A 19,931-nucleotide genomic window follows, 5' to 3' on the forward strand; every position below is an offset into this window, starting at 1 on the left:
CCGCCAGCTCGATCGGGTCGCCGAGGGCGGTGCCGGTGCCATGGGCCTCGACATAGCCGATGCTGGCCGGCGCGACCCCGGCCTCGGCGAGGGCGGCCCGGATCACGCCGGCCTGGCCCTCGGGGCTCGGCACCGCGTAGCCGCTGCTCGCCCCGCCATGGTTCACGGCGCTGCCGCGGATCACCGCGTGGATCGGGTCGCCGTCGCGCAGGGCGTCGCCGAGGCGCTTGAGCACCGCCACGCCGACGCCCTCGCCCGGCACGTAGCCGTCGCCGCCGGCACCGAAGCTGCGGCAGCGTCCGTCGCTGGCGGCGAAGCGCCCGGCCGAGAGCCCGAGATACTTGCGCGGGTGCAGGCTGAGATTGACGCCGCCGGCGAGCGCCGCCGCGCACTCGCCCCGCCGCAGGCTCGCGCAGGCGAGGTGGAGCGCCGTCAGGGACGAGGAGCAGGCGCTGTCCACCGCCATCGACGGCCCGCGCCAGCCGAAGGTGTAGCTGACCCGGTTCGCCACCGACCAGTACGGCGCGTGCGCCGGCACGAACTGCCCCGGCCCGGACGCCTCCGCGGCGAGGAGCTGCCATTCACCGTACATCAGCCCGGCGAAGACCCCGACCTGCCCGGCGCCCAGCTCGGCGGGCCGCCATCCGGCATCCTCCAGGGCGGCCTGGGCACAGGTCAGGAACAGGCGCTCCTGCGGGTCGATCAGCTCCGCCTCGCGGGGGGAGATGCGGAAGAACAGCGGGTCGAACCGGTCGATGCCGTCGAGGAAGCCGCCCCAGCGGCTGTAGCTGCGGCCCGGCCGGTCCCGGCACGGATCGAAGAATCCCTCCAGGCTCCAGCGCGAGGCCGGGATCTCGCCGACCGCGTCGCGGCCCTCCCGCAGCCCGTCCCAGAATGCGTCGAGGTCCGGCGCCCCCGGAAAGCGCCCGGCAAGGCCGATGATCGCGATGGCGTCGCGGTGGTGGTCCTCCTCCCGGGCCGGCGCGGCGGCGGGTGGCGGAGCGGGCTCCGGCGGGGCGTCCGTCCGGACCGTGGCCGTCGGGACGGCTTTCGGGGCGACGGGATCCTTGACGACGAGGTCCTGGGCGGGCTCCGGGGCACGGCCGGCCAGCAGCGCCGCGAGGCTCGCCACCGTTGCGGCATCGTAGAAGTCGATCGCCAGGACCGGCAGGGCGAGGCGCTCCGTCAGGGTCCGGGCGAGTTCCACCGCCAGGATCGAATCGAGCCCGAGCGTCGTGAGCGGGACCGTCTCCGTCACCACCTCCGGGGCGACGTAGAGCGCCTCGGCCACGGCGGCCCGCAGGGCCGCGATCAGCCCGTCCGGCACCGCCCTCGCGGGCGCGGCGGGGGCGGAGGATGGGGCGGAGGACGGGGCGCCGGCCTCGATCGCCGCGAGCAGCGCCGCGGGCGTCGGATGGTCGTAGAAGTCGAGGGCCCGCAGGGACGTCCCGAGCCGGGCATTGACGCGGCTCGCCAGCTCGGCGGCGAGGATCGAGTCCAGCCCCAGCGCGGCGAATCCGGCATCGGCGGCGACGTCCTGCCGATCGAGCATCAGGGCGTCGGCCACCATCTGGCGCAGGCAGTCGAGGGCATCGGGCGAGCCGGGCGACGCGGCGACGGGCCGGGGCGGCGCCTCCGCCGCCGGGGTTGCGGGACTCGACGGCGGCGCGATCCAGAACCGGTCCCGGGCGAAGGGGTAGGGCGGCAGCCGCAGGCGGCGGCCCGGCGGCAGGACCGGCGCGTCGCCCCGCAGGAAGGCGGACGACACGGCATCGCCGGGGCCGGCCTTGCGACCCTCGGCCAGGGCCGCGAGGCCGGCCCGCAGGGAGGAGCGGTCCAGGGCGACGAAGCCGGCGCGGTGTTGGAAGCGCGCGCGGCCGGCCAGGGTCGAGGCGAGGTCGCCGAGATCGACGGCGCCGGCCGCGTCGAGCCAGTCGCGCAGGGACGCGGCAAGCCGGGCCAGGGCCGCCCCGTCCGGGGCCGAGAGCAGGATCGGCCACCCGTCCCGCCCGGGCGCCGAGGGCCGGGCCCCGCCCGCCGGAGCGTCGGGAGCCGCGATCCCGGCCTGCTCGATCACCACGTGGGCGTTGGTCCCGCCGAACCCGAAGGCGCTGACCGCCGCCCGCCGGCGCCCGGCGGGCCACGGGACCGGGCGGGTCAAGACATGGAAGCGGCTCCCGGGCAGCGGCCGGCATCCGCCCGGCGCCTCTTCAGCCTCGTCGCCGGCTTGCCCGACCGGGCCGGGCTGCGGCGGCAGCAGGCCGGCCTCCATGGCGAGCAGCAGCTTCAGCAGGCCGGCCATGCCGGCGGCCGGCAAGGCATGGCCGATATTGGCCTTCACCGAGCCGAGGGCGCAGCCCTCCGCCCCGAACACCTCGGACAGGGCCGCCAGCTCGATCGGGTCGCCGAGGCGGGTGCCGGTGCCGTGCGCCTCGACCATGGCGATGCTGGCCGGATCGATGCCGGCGCGGCGGTAGAGCCCGCCGATCAGGGCCGCCTGCGCCGGCCCGCTCGGCGCCGTGATGCCGTTGGTGCGGCCATCCTGGTTCAGCGCCGAAGCCCGCACCACGCCCCGCACGGTGTCGCCGTCGCGCCGGGCATCCGACAGGCGCTTGAGCACCACCACGCCGACGCCGTCCGCCACCACGATCCCGTCGGCATCCGGGGCGAAGGGCCGGCAGGCGCCGCCGGGGGAGAGCAGCCCGGCATCGCTGAAGAAGGCGTGCCCGCGCCGGTAAGGCAGGGCGATCGAGACCCCGCCGGCGAGGGCCACGTCGCAGTCCCGCAGCCGCAGGGATTGCGCGGCGAGGTGCAGGGCGGCGAGGGCCGAGGAGCAGGCGGTGTCGACGGTCAGCGCCGGCCCGCGCAGGTCGAGGGCATAGGCGACCCGGGCGGCGAGGATCGCCATCGACTGGCCGATCGTGGCGTGGCTGGCCTCGTCCTCCTGCGGGTAGTCGCTGGCCTGGGCGCCGGCGAAGACCCCGATATTGCGCCCGGCGAGACCCGCGGCCACCAGCCCGGCATCGTCGAGGGCGTGCCAGCAGCTCTCCAGGAACACCCGCTGCTGCGGATCCATCAGCCGCGCCTCGCGGGGCGACACCTGGAAGAAGGCCGCATCGAAGGCGTCGTAATCCGGCATCAGGCCGCCGACCGCCGCCTCTGAGCCGGTCCAGAGCCCCGGCGGCAGCGGCGCCACCGCCCGCTCCCCGGCCGCGATCAGCCGCCAGAACGCATCCAGCGTCGGCGCGCCCGGGAAGCGCCCGGCCATGCCCACGATGGCGAGCGGTTCCTCCGCCGGAGCCGGGGATGCCGGGCCGGGTGCGTCCGGCGGGGTCTTATCCGGCGCAGGCGGCAGGGCCGCCCGCCCGTCGAGGGACGCGGCCAGCCGGGCCGGGGTGGGGTGGTTGTAGAAATCCTGGGCCGAGACGGGAAGTCCGGTCTCCGCGCTCAGCTCCGCCGCCAGCAGCGGGGCGACGATGGATTCGATGCCGAGTTCGGCAAAGCCCGCCTCGTCGGCGATCTCGGCCTCGTCGCGGCCGAGGGCCTCGGCCAGGACGCGGCGCAGGCGCGGCAGCAGGGCGGCGTCGCTCGCGGATGCCTGGACGCCCGCGGCCTCGCGGGCCGGAACCTCGTGGACGAGGAGTTCTGGAGCCGCGGCGTCGTCGGCCGGGATTTCTCGGGCCAGGGCAGCCAGGGCGCGGGGCCTTGCATCCGGGACGGGATCCGGCTGCGCGATCCAGTGCCGCCGCCGGGCGAAGGCGGTGCCCGGCAGGGCGATGCGCCGGGCCTCGGCCGGGAGCGGAAGGAGGAGATCGCCGCCCGCCTCGAACGCGGTCGCGGCCTCGGCCAGCGCGGCCGGCGCTCCCCCGCGCGGGGCATCGTCCAGGGCGGCCCGCAGGCCGGCGAGGCTGTCGGCCAGCACGGCGCGGCGGTGGCGGTCGTGGCGGCGGCCGACCCGAAGGGTCAGGGCGATGTCGCGCAGCTCGGCGCCCGGCTCGCCGTCGAGCCACGCCGCCAGCTGCCGGCTCTGGGCCGCGAGGGCGGCGGGGGACCGGGCGCTCAGCGGCACCAGATGCCAGGTGCCGGGCCGTTCCGGCGGCCGGGCCGCGACGGGCGGCGGCTCCTCCAGCACCAGATGCGCGTTGGTGCCGCCGATGCCGAAGGCGCTGATTCCGGCCCGGCGCGGGCCGCCACCGGCGGGAGCCGGCCAGGGCTGCGCGCGCGTGCAGACCGTGAAGGCCGAGCCGGCGAGCACGCTGTGCGGGTTGGGGCTGCGGTAATGCAGGCTCGGCACCAGGGTCCGGTGGCGCAGCATCAGGGCGGTCTTCACCAGCCCGGCCACCCCGGCGGCGGTGTGCAGGTGGCCGATGCTGCCCTTGAGCGCGCCGAGCGCGACGCTGCCGGGGGCGACGCCCGCCTCGCCAAAAACCTCCTGGAGGGCCGCGATCTCGATCGGGTCGCCAAGCGGCGTCCCGGTGCCGTGGGCCTCGACATAGCCGATCTCGGCCGGCGTCAGGCCGGCCATCGCCAGGGCCTCGCGGATGACCGCACTCTGCCCGTCCTGGGACGGGGCGTAGTAATCGACCTTGCCGGCACCGTCGTTGTTGACCGCCCCGGCGCGGATCACCGCCACCACCGGGTCGCCGTCGCGCAGGGCGGCGTCCAGCGGCTTCAGCAGCACCATGGCGGCGCCGTTACCCGGAACGGTCCCGCTCGCCGCAGCGTCGAAGGGGCGGCAATGCCCGTCCGCCGCCAGGATCAGCGATTCGTCGTAGCGATACCCGTCCTGCGGCAGCGTGACGGAGGCCCCTCCCGCCAGCGCCATGTCGCACTGGCCCGAGAGCAGGGCCTCGCACGCCAAGTGCACCGCCACCAGGGAGCCGGAACTGGCGGTCTGGACCGACAGGCTCGGGCCGCGCAGGTTCAGCTTGTAGCTGATCCGGGTCGCCGCATAATCCTGGCCGATGGCGCTGTCGACGACGAGGCGCTCGGATTCGTGGCGCGGCGGGCCGGGATCGTAGCTCGATTTTGCCGCGGCGACGAAGACCCCGACGCTGCCAGGCACCGCGTTCGGCACCAGCCCGGCCTCCTCCATCGCCCACCAGGCGCATTCCAGCAGCAGGCGCTGCTCGGGGGCCAGCAGCGCGGCGTGGCGCGGGATGAGGTCGAAGAACTCCGCGTCGAACGCCTCCACCGCGTCGAGGCGCCCGAAGGCCGTGATGGCGGTGCCGGCGGCCGGACCGCGCCGGACCGCGTCATGCCCGGCCAGGAGGTTGCGGAAGAAGCCGCGCGGGTCGTCGGCGCCGGGCAGGCGGCAGCCGATGCCGATGATCGCGACGAGGGTCGAGGGCTCGGAAGGGATCGCGCCGGTCATCGCGTCGTCCGGTTGGTGGCCCGGCTCGCGCCGGCGGGCATCGCGTCGCCGCGCGCCGCCAGGCGCCGGGCCCGGCGGCTGGTGGCGGGATGAGGTCCCGGCGACAGGGGCGGGGCAGGCAGGGCGGGGGACGGCGTCGCCGCTTGGTCCGGGCCCGGCGCCGCGGGGCCATCGAGGACCTCACCGGAGATGGTGGCGGCGAGGGCGCGGATGGTGGGATAGCGGAACAGGTCGGTCACGGTGGGCGCTGGCTGGCACTCCGCCGCCAGCCGGGCCTGAAGGGCGACGGCCAGGAAGGAATTGCCGCCGACCTCGAAGAAGCTGGCGTCGTCGTGAAAGTCGTCGTGCTCCAGGACCGCCGCCCAGGCGGCGCGCACCCGCGCCATCCGGTCGTGCGCCGGCGGCACCTCCGGCAGGGGGAGGGCCGGGACGGAGCGGGGCGCTTCGGCCGGGAGTGCCTCCGCCGGCCTGCCGCCGACCAGGGCATGCAGGAACAGGTCGTCGTCGTCGAGGCGGAGATCCGCGCGCAGGGGCGCCAGATCCATCCAGCCGATGCCGCACAGCCCCAAACCCAGCCCGGCCGCGGTCTCGGCCAGCAGCTGCGCCATCGCCCCGGCTTCGATCCGCATCAGGTCGGGCGCGAGAGCCCCGTAGAGCGGCCGGATCGCCGCCTGTCGGCCGACCAGGATCAGGCAGAACGCCGCCGCCTGCGCCATGTCCCGGTTGGCCGGCACGTGCAGCAGGTCCGGCCGCGGCACCGTCGCCGACAGGTGCCGCAGCCGGTGGCCTTCGGGATCGTAGTGCCACAACCCGGCCGGGAGTCCGTCGCAGCCCTGGTCCGCGGCGATCAGGGAGAGCTGCACCGCGTAGGTCGAGCCGGCCGAGCCGTATCGGCGGCGGCCGCTCCGGTTCGACGGGATGTCCCGCATCGGGGCGAGGAGCGCCTCCAGGCTCGGCCGCGGCACCGGCGCGCCCGCGAAGGCCCGGACCGAGGCCCGGGCCGGGGCGACGCCTCCAGCGACCGCTGGCGAATCGGGACCCGGCAGCACGTCGCGAGCCTGCAACGCGACCGCCGGCCGCGCGTCGAGGTCGCGGCGGCGCCACGGGGCCGCGGCCTGGAACGCCGCCCGGCCGGCCTCGTCCTGGAGCACGTCCGCGCGGCCCAGCAGGGTGCCGAGGACATCCGCGACGCCGGGCTCGGGCGCCGGGGCGGGTGCCCGGACCGTCTCCGGGCCCGGAAGGTTGCCCCGCCGCGCCGCCAGGGCCGTCAGGGCGTTGCGGTCCACCTTGCCGTTCGGGGTGAGCGGCATCCGCTCCAGCGGCAGCAGCACCGCCGGCACCATGTAGGCCGGCAGGGTCGCGGCGAGAGCCTGCCGCAGCGCCGCCGGCGACAGGCCGGGATCTTGACGGGGATCGTCACCGGGATCTTGGCAATAAGCGGCGGCGAGGCGCGGGTTGCCGCCGGCATCGACGACCGGGAAGGCGAGCGCCTCCCGGAGTCCCGGCACCGCCTGAAGCGCGGCCTCGACCTCGCCCAGCTCGATGCGGTGGCCGCCGATCTTCACCTGGGCGTCGCGCCGGCCCAGGAACTCGATGCTGCCATCGGCGAGCACCCGGCCGTAATCGCCGGTGCGATAGAGACGCTCGCCGGTCTCAGCGTGGCGGATGAAGCTCGCGGCGGTCCGGTCCGGGTCGCGCCAGTAGCCGGCGGCCAGGCCGGTCCCGCCGATATGGAGCTGCCCGGGCTCGCCCACCGGGCAGGGCCGCAGGTCGTCGTCGAGAACGTGGAACCGCTGGTTGGCCATCGGCCGGCCATACGGGATGCTGCGCCACCCCGGGGCGATGGCCTCGACCGGATGGCAGATCGACCAGATCGCCGCCTCCGTCGCGCCGCCGAGGCTGATCAGCCGGATCTCCGGCGCCACGTCGCGCAGGCGGCGGGCGAGGGGCAGCGGGATCCAGTCGCCCGAGAGCAGCACGCCGCGCAAGCTGGGCGGCAGCGCGACCCCCGGCGCCTCCAGCACCAGCTTCAGGTAGGCCGGCGTGGAGTTCCACAGGCTCACCCGCTCCCGCGCCGCCAAAGCCGCGAGGCAGGCGGGATCGCGGAGGGACTCGGGCGGCGGCAGCACCACCGCGCCCCCGGCGCCGAGCACGCCGAACAGGTCCCAGACCGAGAGGTCGAAGCCGAGGGAGGACAGGCCGAGCACCCGGTCGGCGGCGGTGACACCGAACCGGGCGTTGACGTCGTGCAGGGTGTTGGCGACGGCGCCGTGCTGCATCGCCACACCCTTCGGCTCGCCGGTCGAGCCGGACGTGAACAGGATGTAGGCGAGATCCGTGGCGGCCACCGTCACCGGCTCCCACGGCAGGGCCGGCTGCGCCAGCCACTCGTCGAGGGCGGCGGTCGGGCACGGCCAGTCCACCGCGTCCGGCACGGCATGGGTCAGGGCCATCGCGGTTCCGGCCCGCGCGAGCAGAGCGGCGATGCGGGCTGGCGGCAGCGGCAGTTCCAGCGGTACGTAGGCGCCGCCGGCAAGGCCGATCGCCAGCACCGCCACGACCTGGCGCCAGCCCTTGGCCATCACCACGCCAACCGGATCTCCCGGCCGGAGGCCGGCCTGACGCAGCCGCGCCGCGACCGTCCGGGCCTCGGCGGTCAGCGTGGCGAAGGTGAGACGGCGGTCGTCGGCGATCACCGCCGGGGCCTCCGGCGCCGCGGCGGCGGCCCGCAGCAGGCCGGCGAAGATCGGTTCCAGCGGCAGCCGCGCGGCGGTGGCGTTGGCGGCCCGCAGGGCGGCCGGCGCAGCGCGGGGCGGCGGTGCGGTCCAGGCCGAGGGCTCCTCGGCGAGCCGGTGCAGCCGCGCGACGAAGCCCGCGAACATGTCGGCGAGGAGGTCCGGCATCAGGAGCCCGGCGAGGGCGTCCCAGCTCACGTGGAGACCTTCGGCGGAGTCGAGCACCTGGGCGTCGAGCCAGACCTGCGGCGTCCGGGTGAGGCCGCCGGCGAAGCGGCCGACCGCATCGATCCGTGCCGGCCGCTTCAGCAGCCCCCCGTAGCCGAGGAGCGACGTGAACACGACCGGCATCGCCACCGGCGCCCGCCGGCGCTGCGCCAGCATCCCCAGAACCTGCACCGCCGAGCAGCCGGCATGCTCCATGTCGGCGGCGAGCTGGGCGGCGATGGCCGCGGCCTGGCCGGCGACATCGCGGGTCCCCCGGTCGGGGACGGCCAGCAGCAGGTTGCCGGTGAAGTCGCCGACGAGGCGGGGCACGTCCGGGTGCAGCGGGTGCCGCTGCGCCAGGGTGACGTTCAGGCAGAAATCCGGACGCTCGGCCCAGGCCGCGAGGCTCTCGGCGAAGGCGGTGATCAGCACCGCGTTGGCGGTGAGGCCATGCGCCGCCGCCCGCTCCTGGAACCGGCGCCAGAGCGCGGCCGGCATCAGGGCGGCGTGGCGCAGGAAGGCGGTGACCGGCGGGTGTCCGGGCAGGAGCGGCAGCGCCGGGGGCGGCGGCAACGTGTCGAGGCGGGCCTGCCAGTAGGCCCGGTCCGCGGCGGCGGCGGCCGCCCGCCCGCGCGCGGCCAGGACGTAGTCGCGGAAACCGAACCCGATCGGCGGCAGGACGAGGCCCGGATCGTCGTGCAGGGCCGCCAGCTCCTCGAGCAGCAGCAGCAGGCTCGGCCCATCGGCCAGCAGCAGGTCGACGGTCACGTGAAGCCGGTCGCCCGCCGCGTCGCGGCTGACCGCGAAGCGGAACAGGGGGAAGCGGGCCGGATCGAAGCCGGTGTCGCGCATCGCGGTCGCCAGGGCGCCGCGCTGCCCGGCCGCCGCCTCCGCCGGCAGGGCCGAGAGGTCGTGCAGCGGGATCAAGACCGGGCCGGCCTCCTCGGGCGGGAGCACCCGCTGGGTCGCCTCCTCGGTGAAGACCGCGCGCAGCATGTCGTGCCGCAGCACCAGCCGGTTCAGCGCCGATTCCAGGGCCGGCACGTCGAAGCGGTCGCGGTCGAATTCCCAATAGACCTGGCAGCCGAAGCCGCCATGCTGGTGCAGGCCCTGCCGGCCGATCAGGTAGGCGAGCTGGATGTCGGTGACGGGAAACGGCGCGTACCGGCCCTCCGGGTCGGCGGCCAGGGCGACGGGGGCCGGCCCGTCCGCCTCCGGCATCAGCGCCGCCAGCGCCGCCAGGTCGGGGGCGCCAAGCAGGGCCGCGAGGCTCGGGCAGGCGCCGCCGCAGCGGGACGCGATCCGCTCGCGCAGCTCCGCGGCGGCGAGGCTGTCGAGTCCGAGGGTGATCGGGCTGTCGGCGTCCTGCCACTCCGTGCCGTCGCAGCCCAGGGTCTCGGCGAGCAGGGCCAGCAGCAGACGGCGGCGCTCCTTCGCCGCCGTCTGCCCTGGCGCGTCATCCTCCGGCGCTTCGTGGTGGGTGGCCGGCACGACGGGTGGAGCTTCCGCGGGCCCCGGGGCACCGGTCGCCGCGCCGGTCCGGGCGAGGGCGGCCACCGGCCCGGCCGCGGCCGGCGCGTCGGCGGCATCCTCGGTCCAGAAGCGCGTCTCGGCCAGGGGAGTCGCGGGCAGGGGCACGCGGCGCCCGCTCAGCACGTCCGCCAGGGCCGCCCAGTCCAGCGCGAGCCCGCCGCACCACAGGGCGGCCAGCTTGCGCCATCGTCCGGCCCGAATCAGCCCGGCGAGCCAGTCGCGGTCCTCCGCGTCGCGGCCGAGGACCGGTCCCGTCCCATCCGCGACCGCCCGGCCGCGCAGCCACGGCCCGGCCCGCTCGGGCGACGCCGCGAAGGCGGTCAGCTGGGCGGCGAGGTCGGCGGGGTCCTCCGCCAGGAAGGCGGCGCGCTCCGCCATCGCATCGCGGCCGACGAGCAGCGTGAAGGCGAGATCGGCGAGGCCCGGCGGATCCGGTGCGGCGAGGCGGGCCGCCAGGCGGCGGGCGGCCTCGGCCAGCAGCGCCGGGCTCGCGGCGGACAGGAGGATGGCGCCAGCCGCTTCCGCGGCGGCGGGGGCGGGAGAGGGCGCGGCCTCCAGTACCAGATGCACGTGGCTGCCGCCGAACCCGAACCCGCTGACGAGAGCCCGGCGCGGCGCGTCCGGGTCGGGCCAGTCGATGGCCTCGCGCGGCAGCCGGAGCCCCGGCCAGGCCGCCAGGACGGCGGCGGCGGGTGCCGTCAAGCCGGGAACCGGCGGAACCCGGCCGGTCTCCAGCACCGCCACCGCCTTGGCGATCTGGCCGAGGCCCGAGGCGGATTCCATGTGGCCGGTGATCGGCTTCACCGCGCCGGCCGCCGGCCGCGGCAAGGCCGCCCCGGGTTCCGCCACCTGCCGGAACCCCTCGGCAATGACGGCGAGTTCGGCCGCGTCCTCGGCCGGACGGCCGCCTGCCTGAACCTCCAGATAGCCGATCTCCCGCGGGGCGATGCCGGCCGCCCGCAAGGCCCGGGCGACGACCTGCGCCGGCATCGCCGTCGCGGCCGGGTCGTAGCCGCCGGAGGCCCCGCCATGCCCGGCGGCGGAGCCGCGGATCACCGCCCGGATCGGATCGCGGTCGCGCAGGGCCTGGTCCAGGGGCTTGAGCAGCACCATGCCGACGCCCTCGCCGCGCACGAAGCCCTGCCCGGCCTCGTCGAAGGCGAGGCTGCGGCCGTCCCGGCTGAGCATCCCGGCCTTCGCCTCGCCGACATAGCCGTCCCCCGACAGGATCAGGCTGGCGGCCCCGGCCAGGGCCGCGCCGCACTCGCCGGCCCGCAGGGCCGCACAGGCCCGGTGCACGGCCAGGAGGCCGCCGCTGCACGCGGCAAAGTAGGTCTCCGACGAGCCGGCGAGGTCGAAGGCGCGGGAGAGGCGGTTCGCCAGCATGTTGGGGAGAAGGTCGGGCAGCCGCAGCCGCTCCGCCCGCTCCGGCCGGCGCAGCCGATGCGGCCATTCGTCGAAGGTCGTGGCGACGAACACGCCGGTCGTGGTGCCCGCAAAACTCCGGGGCGCGTGGCCCGCATCCTCCATCGCGGCGCGGCACGCCTCGAGCAGCAGACGCGATTGCGGGCTCATCCGCGCCGCCTCGCGCGCACCGACCCCGAACAGGGCGGCGTCGAAACGGTCGATATCCGCCAGGAACCCGCCCTGCGGCTGGGCCGCGGCGCCGCGGGGTGGCACCGTCCAGGCGAAGCGGCCGGGCGGCAGCGGCCCGAGCAGCGGCCGGCCCTCCATCACCGCTTTGCGAAACGCATCGAGGTCGGCGCCGGCGAAGCGGCCGGACAGGCCGACGATGGCGATGGGAGCCTCAGACACCTGTTCCCGCACCCGTTCCCCGCATGACACCGGCCCGTGCACGATCGCCCGCCCTCGTCATCGGGCGCTCTCCGGGGCGACCGGCCCCGTCGCCCATCCGGGTGCCGGGTGGTCCTCCGCCGACGCTCCCCGGTCCTGACCGGCGTCGCGGGCGCCGCTGCGGCCGCTGCCGACCGGAGGCGGCTCGGGCAGGGCCGGGCGATGGCGGCTGGACAGCAGGCTGTAGACGAGCGGGACGATCAGCAACGAGACCACCAGGCCGAAGGCCATGCCGCCGACGATCACCGCGCCGATCTGGTTGCGGCTGACGCCGCCCGGACCGCCATCGAGCATCAGCGGCAGGGCGCCCAGAATCGTGGCGATCGAGGTCATCAGGACGGGCCGCAGCCGTAGGCTCGCCGCCACCGCCACCGCCTCGAGCCGCGGCACGCCCTCGTCGCGCTGCTGGTTGATGAACTCGGTGATGATGATGCCGTTCTTCGCCACCAGCCCGACCAGGGTGATCATCCCGATGGCGCTGTAGATGTTCACGCCGCCCTTGACGCAGGCGAGGCCGACCAGGGCCCCCACGATGGCGAAGGGCACGACCGCCAGCACGATCACCGGATCGCGGAAACTCTCGAACTGGGCCGCCAGGAAGAGATAGATGAAGACGAGCGCCAGGATGAACACGAAGCCGACCTGGACGTTGGCTTGCTTCATCTGCCGCGACAGGCCGGCGAAGTCGTAGGAGTAGCCGCTCGGCAGGGTTTCCTTGGCCAACTGCTCCAGCCCGTCGATCGCGGCCCCGATCGAGGCGCCGGGCGCCAGGGTCGCGGTGAGCTGGGCGGCGGGGAGCTGGTTGAAGTGGCGCAAGGCGTCCGGACCGGCGGTGAGGACCGGGTGCACGAAGGCGGCGAGCGGCAGGAGCTTGCCGTCGGTCGAGCGCACCGAGATCTCGTTGAGCGTGTCGAGGCGGTTGCGCACGCTCGCCTCGAGTTCGAGCACGACGTAGAACAATTCGCCCTGCCACGAGAACTGACTGACGTTGCGGGCCCCGAGGACGGTGGCCAGCGTCTCGCCGATCACCGAGACCGGCACCTTGAGGTTGCTGGCCATCGCCCGGTCGATCTCGACATCGACCCGCGGCGTCGACAGGGACAGGTCGGAGACCGGCCGCACCAGCCGGCCGTCCCGGGCGGCGCGGCGCAGGAAGTCGTCCATGACGCCGGCGAGCTGCTCGTAGCTGCCGGTGGTGCGGATCACGAATTGCACCGGGGCCTGCCCGCCGCCGGCCAGGGGGTTGGGGTCGATGACCGTGGTGAGGGCGCCCGGGATCGCGTCGAGGGCGGGCGTGAGGCTGCGGCCGATCGTGTTGGCGCTGCGGCTGCGCTGCTCCCAGGGCTTCAGCACCAGGAAGGCGAACCCTTCGTTGCGGGTCGGGGTGCCGATCATGATCAGGGAGGTCTGGCGCTCGGGCACGGTGTCGAACACCGCCGTGATCGCCTTCGCCTGGGCCGCCATGGTGTCGTAGCTGGCGCCCGCCTCGCCCTTGAACCGCACGAAGACGTAGCCCGGATCCTCGATCGGGACGAGTTCGGTGGTGACACGCTGACCCGCCGCGTAGCCGATCGCGCCGAGGAGCAGCGCCAGGGGCACGAGCAGCCAGCGCCGCCGCAGGAGGCCGCGGATCATCCCCGCATAGGCCGCGGCGCAGCGGGCAAAGCCGCGCTCGATGCGCAAGGCCGCCCGGCCCTCCCGGGCGCTGAGCATCCGGCTGCACATCATCGGCGACAGGGTGCGCGACACGGCGCCCGAGATGATGACCGCCGCCGCGAGGGAGAAGGCGAACTCGCGAAACAGCGACCCGAGCAGGCCGGGCATCAGCCCGATCGGCAGGAAGACCGAGGCCAGGGTCGCGGTGGTCGCCACGATGGCAAAGCCGATCTCGCGCGAGCCGATGAAGGCGGCGTCGACGGGCGTCAGGCCGAGGCGGATGTGGCGCTGCACGTTCTCGACGTCGATGATGGCGTCGTCGACGACCAGCCCCACCGCCAGAACCATCGCGAGCAGCGTGAAGGTGTTGATGCTGTAGCCCAATGCCAGCAGGACGCCGAGCGTCCCGATCAGGGAGACCGGGATGGTGACCAGAGTGATGATCGCGGCGCGGAACGAGGCCAGGAAGGCCAGGATGACGATCGTCACCAGCAGAACCGCTTCGAGGATCGTCTCGAACACGCGGCGGACCGAGGCGGCGATGAACAGGCTGCTGTCGAAGGTGACGTCCAGCGTCACGCTCGACGGCAGCGCCATCTGGGTGTCGGCCAGGGCCTTGCGCACCGCCTGGGCGACGTCGAGGGCGTTGGCCTGCCCCTGCCGCAGGACCGACAGGGCGAGGGCGTTCTTGCCGTTGATCATCACCCCGGTATCGGTCGCCTGCGCCCCGACCTGCGCCCTGCCGACGTCGCGCAGTTGCAGCGACCAGTCGCGCCCGGCGCGCAAGACCAGGTCGTTGAACTCCTCCGGCAGGTTCAAGGTGGTGTGGGCGACGAGCGGGATGCGGCGGCCGGCGGCGATGATCTCGCCGGAGGGCAGGTCGACGTTCTGGGTCTGGAGCGCCTGGGCGACGTCGGAGGGCGCCATGCCGCGGGCGGCGAGTTCGAGAGGATCGAGGGCCACCCGGATCGCGAAGCGGCGCTCGCCGAGGATCTGCACGTCGGCGACGCCGGTCAGCGTCGCGATGCGCGGCCGCACCAGGCGGCGGGCGATGTCGGTCAGCTCCAGCGGCGACAGGGTGTCGGAGGTCAGGCCGAGATACAGCACCGGTGCCGCATCGGCGCTGAGCTGGTCGACCACCGGGAGCGCCGCGTCCCGCGGGAGCTGGCTCAGCACGCTGGTGACCTTGGCCCGCACGTCGTTGGCGGCCGCGTCCGGGCTGGTATCGGCACTGAAGTTGACGCTCACCGCCGACATGCCCGGCCCGGAGGACGACGAGATGACGTCGATGCCCGAAACCGCGGCCACGGCCTGCTCGATCCGGGTCGTGATCTGCCGTTCGACCTGCTCGGCCGAGGCACCCGGATAGAGCGTGGTGATCGTGACGAGGGGGACCTCGAAGCTCGGCAGCTCGCGGATCGACAGGCGCGTCAGCGCGAACACGCCGAGCACCACCAGGACCAGCGTGACGACGATGGCCAGGACAGGCCGGCGGATGAAGGGATCGGAGAACGACATCGCTCGCCTAGCGCCCGGCGCTGGCTGCTGGCGGCACCGGCCCGCGCGCCTGGGCCGGGGCCTGGGCGTTGGCCGGGCCCTGGACGATGCGGATCGCGGCGCCGTCCTGGAGCTTGAACTGGCCGTCGGTGACGACCTCTGCCCCGGCGGGGAGGCCCGCGACGATCTCGGCGAACCCGTCGCGCTTCTCGCCGACCCGCACTGTCGCTCGCCGCACCCGGTCGCCGTCGACGACGAAGAGGTATTCGCCGGTCAGGCTCTGCACCAGGGCCTCGGACGGCACCAGAACCGCGTTCTCGGACACCGAGAGCACCAGCGCGACGCGCACGAAGCTGCCCGGGCGCAGAACGTCGCGGGCATTGTCGACCTCGGCCTCCAGGCTGAGCAGCCGGGTCTCGGCGTCGAGCACCGGATCGATGCGCGAGACCGTGGTGTCGACGGCGACATCGCCGAGATTCGAGGTCACCCGCACTGTCTGCCCGATCCGGACCTCCCGCGACAGCCGCTGCGGCACGCGGAACCGCACCCGCACGCGGTCGAGGTTCTGGAGGGTCGCGATCGGCTGGCCCGGGCTAACATAGGCGCCGGCCGACACTTTCCGGTCGGTGATGACGCCGCTGAACGGGGCGCGGATGGTCAGGATCTCGACAGCGACGGTGCGCGCCTGGAAGTCGGCCTCCGCGGCTTCCGCGGCGGCCGTGGTCCGCTGCTGCTCGACCAGCGGAACCAGGGCCTTGGCCGCGAGTTCCTGAGTCCGGCTCAGGTTCTGGCGTGCCAGATGGAGCTGCGCCGTGGAGTTGCGCAGGTCGGCGACGGCCGCCCGGCTGTCCATCTGCACCAGGGGTGCGTTCTCGGCGACCGGCTGGCTGTCGATGAAGAAGATCTGGTCGATCGTGCCGGGGCGCTGGGTGGTGATGTCGATCTTGTTGACGGACACGACCTCGCCCAGGCTGCGATAGAGCCGCTCGGCCCGGGCGAGACGCGAGGTCTGGACCTGCACGGCGATCGCCGGATGGGTGTCTCGGCGGTCATCCTGGCGGTTGTCCTGAGCCCGAATGGGGGACGAGGCCAGCATCGCCGTTGCCGAAAGCACCATCAGCCGTCGCAACGCGGCACGGCCTGCCGATCCTGCCCAGGGCACCTCTGCCTCCCCATCATGTCACTGCGCCTGCCGGACGCACGCCCCGGACACGCCGCGCGATCCCGTGTCGACAGGCGAACGATCTCTCGTGCCACAGCGCGATACGCGGATGAAACGATGTCGGTCTCGGGCACGGCCCGGATCGCCGGGGCCGTCGCCCGATCTCCATGCGATACCATCGGCCCAAGATGCTGACGCATCGGGCCGATGAACCATCTCAAATTTTCGATACTAAGCAGGCTTGCGTTGGCAGGCCAACGCTTCGCCCGCTTAAGCTCTTGTTGTGTCGCAGATTTTTATCGCCGAACCGGTGACCACTTCGGCGAAATCTGCTTAGGCCAAAGGCTGAACGAAAATCGGAGAACGGAACCAAAGGTCGTGTTCAACGACCGTTGGTATGAGGCGAGGCCCTGATGTCCAGAGTTTCCGGCGCCCGAACACGAACGACGAGGGTTGGCGACTCTGCGCTCATGGAGCGACGAGCAGCAAGACGATACCCGCTCGGGTCACGACGCCACGCAAGACCGTGAACGGCGGCTCGCGGTCTCAAGCCGGGATCGCCTTGCGGATCCTGGCCCGGCCCGCTCGCGTCGCGGCGAGGCGGGAGCCGCCTCACCACAAGCCCGAGCCGATGACCGTCCGGTCAGGCCAGCTCAATCGTCATCGTCGTCATCGTCGTCGTCGCGCAGATTGTCGAGCAGACCCTTGAGCGACGGCGTTTCACGCACCAGCACCACGACGATCTGCGCGTCGGCGGCCAGAACTCCCTCTTCTTGAAGGGCTTCCGTCGCCTGCAAGACCTGGCGCGTCAGCTTTCCCTGACCTTGCCGCAACTTGCGGATGCGAGCCCGATCTTGCTGGCCAAGATCGATGATGCACAGCTCCGGAGTTTTGTCGGGTGTCTTGTCGGGCGTCTTGACCGCGTCGGTTGCCGCGGTCCCGGTCTCGTAAGCCATGCCGTGGGCTCCTTGAGCGCGCATCGTCGCGCGCATGACGAGAGGAGAGGACCAGCCCCGCCTGCGTGGCAAGGCCAGGACGTCGCATGAACCCGAGCAATCGACCTTGCACCGCTCGGGCACAAGTTCGAGACAGTGTCGACAGCTCGTCGCCTCGGCAGACCTGCTTTGGCATGCCAACCCGTCCTGAGCGAGAGTGCCGCCTGATCACATTGCGATCAAGCGCTGCTCTCAGGGGTCGACGGTGCCGACGGGCCTGCGACGGAACGGGACTTGTACCAGCAGCTTCGGATGCTGACACATCAGGCCGTTGATCTCTCTCACATCTCTCCCGTCAAGCCAGAGGCTGGGCGAGAATGCGAGACTGGCCCGCACAAGTGTTGTCTGCCACGCATCCGCATCAATCGTCCGAGCGCATCGACCGGGAGATGTTGCGGGGCAGATCCTTGACCCAGCCATTGGTCTTGCGGCGGTTCGAGGCGTCGTGCCGCGCGAGATACGTCGTCGCGATCTCGGCTTCGCGGACGGCCAGCTTGCGGATGCCTCTCTCGATCGGGCGGAGCAGGCCGGACTGCTTCTTGCGTCCGGCCGCGTGCACCTCGATCCTCAGACGCTTTACCACGCCGAAGCCCGGGCGCACGATCGAAACCTTGAGAACCTCTTCCGGATCGTCGTCCTGGCGAACGAAGACCGTCCGCACGGCGCCTGCTTCGTCACGCCCGCCCGGATTGACCATCGAGATGCGTTGCACCCCATTCCGCACAGATCCTGAGATAAACGACACTCTCATGAACGGATCCCCGGCCAACCTCGCGTTACACTTGCCCGAACCCGTTGATTCGTGCAATCGCCCCGACCGCAGAAACCGCCCGCGGCCGCGGAAAAAGCGTGAAGCGGCAAGAGTAAGCTGTGACGTTGTCGCTTCGGCACGCGGTGAGCGTGCCGGCCGGCCCGTGCGTCGTCACGGGCGAACCGCCCTGTCCGGCGTGGTCGCCGCTCCAGCGAACGACGATGCGACGGCCGCAGCCTGAGCGGGATGGGGTCGAACGGATCCGCTTCGGGATCGCACGCCGCCGCGGGGGATGCTAACCACCTTGACCGCAGGCGCCGCCCGGGACCGTTTCGGACACAGGATAGGTCGAGAGATGCGCGTGAAGGTGTTCCGGCGGACGAGCGAATCGTCCTCCCACCGTAACGAGAGGCGCCCCAGGCCGCCGACCCCGCTCGTGTCGGGGCGCGTGTCGCAGCCCCTGGTGCTTCGCCCGTTGCGGCCGATGTCGCGCTTTCGCGGCCTCACGGTGCTCTGGCGCTTCACGGCGTTCTTCCTGATCCTGCAAGGGCTTCGGCTCACCGGGCGCTACACCCACGCGGCCGCCGCGGCGCGGCTGCTGCCGCTGCTCCAGGACCTCGGCGGGCTGTGGATCAAGCTCGGCCAGCTGCTGTCGCTGCGGAGCGACGCTCTGCCGGAGGAGATCTGCCGCGACCTGGCGCAGCTCCAGAGCCGTGCCGAAGGCTTCGACCCCGCCCTGTCGCTCCAGACCATCGAGGAGGAGCTGGGCGAGCCGGTCGAAGTGACGTTCAGCCGCTTCGACACCGATCCCTTCGCCGCCGCCTCGATGGGCCAGTGCCATTTCGCGATCCTGCGCGAAACCCAGACCCCGGTCGTGGTGAAGGTGCAGCGGCCCGACGTGGCGGAGGGCTTCCGCCGCGACATGCAGTTCCTGCGCTCGATCGTCGGCGTGCTGAACGCCTTCCACATCGCCCCCTGGATGCAGTTCGACGACCTGCTCTGGGAGCTGGAGGAGGTTCTGCAAGAGGAGTCCGATTATCGCTTCGAGGCCACAAACCTGAAGCGGCTCCGGCGCAACCTGCGCAAGCACGACATCCTGGCGCCGCGCCCGTTCCTGGACTATTGCACGCCGCGGATGATCGTGATGGAATACATCCCGGCGGTGACGATGTCCGACTACATCGCCCTGCAACGGGAGGACCGGCGGCGCGCCGACCGCTGGCTGGCGGAGAACGACATCGATCCCGAGGAGGTCGCCCAGCGGCTGATCAGCAGCCTGCTGCGCCAGGTCTTCGAGGAGAACCTGTTCCACGGCGATCTCCATCCGGGCAACATCATGCTGATGCGCGACGGCGACGTGGCGTTCATCGATTTCGGCACGGCGGGCAGCCTGGAACGGCAATTCCTCGATATCTACGGCCTGGCGGTATCGGCGATGGTGCAGAAGAACTTCGCCAAGGCGGCCGATTACATCCTGGCTCTGTGCGTCTCGGTGCCCTCGGCCAACCTCCCGCGGGTCCGCGCCGAGCTGGTGCGCGCCTTCCGGGCCTGGGAGATGCGCAGCAACCTTCAGAATGCGTCGTATTTCGAGCGCGCCCTGTCGACCGCCAACACCGAGACCAACCGCATCCTCGCCAAGCACCGGATCCAGCCGTCCTGGGCGCTGCTGCGCCTGGGCCGCACCCTCGGGACCCTGGATGCGACCCTGAGCGTGCTGATCCCGGACGGCGACGTCCGCAGCCTCTACGCGGTCTATTTCCGCGAGCGTGCCGCCCGCACCAACCAGCCGGCGGCCCTGGCCCGGCGCGCCGCGATCGGCGCCTTCGAGGCCATGGAGACCGTGCAGGAGATCCGCGTCCTGCTGCTGCCTCACCTGCGCAACCGCACCCTTGCGGTCCGTGGCGCCGTCGACCGGATGTCCCTCGCGGTCTCGGTGGTGTTGCGCTACCTCAGGATCGGCTTGCTCGTCGTATCGGCGCTCCTGTTCTACTACATCATCGACAAGATCGAGCTTCTCGACTCCGACCCCAACGAGACGGTGCGGTCGCTCTTCGGCTGGCTGCCCGGCGACAGCATCCATTGGGGCATCATGTGCCTGGGTTTGCTGCTCGCGGCGCGGATGCTGACAAAGATGGTCCGGGTGCTTCGATCCGAGTGAGCGCGGGGA

Annotated in this window: 7 protein-coding genes; 1 reads left to right on the forward strand and 6 read right to left on the reverse strand. The window is 73.2% G+C overall.

Features of this window, described 5'->3' with window-relative positions; all coding sequences use genetic code 11:
* The 6 genes from VP06_RS20400 to VP06_RS20425 all read right to left on the reverse strand — a co-directional run.
* Positions 1–5,374: beta-ketoacyl synthase N-terminal-like domain-containing protein (locus VP06_RS20400; protein ID WP_245291250.1), on the reverse strand; the 5,374-nt coding region annotated here is incomplete at its 3' end.
* Positions 5,371–11,664 (reverse strand): non-ribosomal peptide synthetase, encoded by a 6,294-nt coding sequence (locus VP06_RS33830; RefSeq protein WP_156295694.1) that lies wholly within the window; start codon positions 11,662–11,664, stop codon positions 5,371–5,373. The genes VP06_RS33830 and VP06_RS20400, both read right to left, overlap by 4 nt.
* 57 nt (positions 11,665–11,721) lie before the next feature.
* Entirely contained in the window at positions 11,722–14,877 is a 3,156-nt protein-coding gene (locus VP06_RS20410; RefSeq protein ID WP_053081961.1) for an efflux RND transporter permease subunit, read from the reverse strand.
* A gap of 7 nt (positions 14,878–14,884) precedes the next feature.
* A complete protein-coding gene (locus tag VP06_RS20415) occupies positions 14,885–15,973 on the reverse strand; it encodes an efflux RND transporter periplasmic adaptor subunit (protein WP_048465618.1) in 1,089 nt (362 codons plus the stop codon).
* Between the two features lie 698 nt (positions 15,974–16,671).
* Entirely contained in the window at positions 16,672–16,974 is a 303-nt protein-coding gene (locus tag VP06_RS20420) for a DUF6200 domain-containing protein (protein WP_048465619.1), read from the reverse strand.
* Positions 16,975–17,374: 400 nt separating this feature from the next.
* Positions 17,375–17,725, reverse strand: coding sequence for a DUF6312 domain-containing protein (locus VP06_RS20425; RefSeq protein ID WP_156295695.1), 351 nt, complete (start codon positions 17,723–17,725; stop codon positions 17,375–17,377).
* Positions 17,726–18,248: 523 nt separating this feature from the next.
* On the opposite strand from VP06_RS20425, the gene VP06_RS20430 reads away from it, so the two are divergent.
* The gene (locus VP06_RS20430) at positions 18,249–19,922 is read left to right on the forward strand and encodes an ABC1 kinase family protein (RefSeq protein WP_197093243.1); all 1,674 of its coding nucleotides are present in this window, start codon (positions 18,249–18,251) and stop codon (positions 19,920–19,922) included.
* The last annotated feature ends 9 nt before the right edge of the window (positions 19,923–19,931 follow it).

Origin of the sequence: Methylobacterium aquaticum, assembly GCF_001043915.1 — a bacterium.
Classification (GTDB): Bacteria; Pseudomonadota; Alphaproteobacteria; order Rhizobiales; family Beijerinckiaceae; genus Methylobacterium; species Methylobacterium aquaticum.

Coding starts and splice junctions, on each gene's coding strand:
- VP06_RS20420 (WP_048465619.1), bottom strand. CDS start 16,974: ATGGCTTACGAGACCGGGACCGCGGCAACCGACGCGGTCAAGACGCCC.
- VP06_RS20415 (WP_048465618.1), bottom strand. CDS start 15,973: ATGGTGCTTTCGGCAACGGCGATGCTGGCCTCGTCCCCCATTCGGGCT.
- VP06_RS20410 (WP_053081961.1), bottom strand. CDS start 14,877: ATGTCGTTCTCCGATCCCTTCATCCGCCGGCCTGTCCTGGCCATCGTC.
- VP06_RS20430 (WP_197093243.1), top strand. CDS start 18,249: ATGTCGCGCTTTCGCGGCCTCACGGTGCTCTGGCGCTTCACGGCGTTC.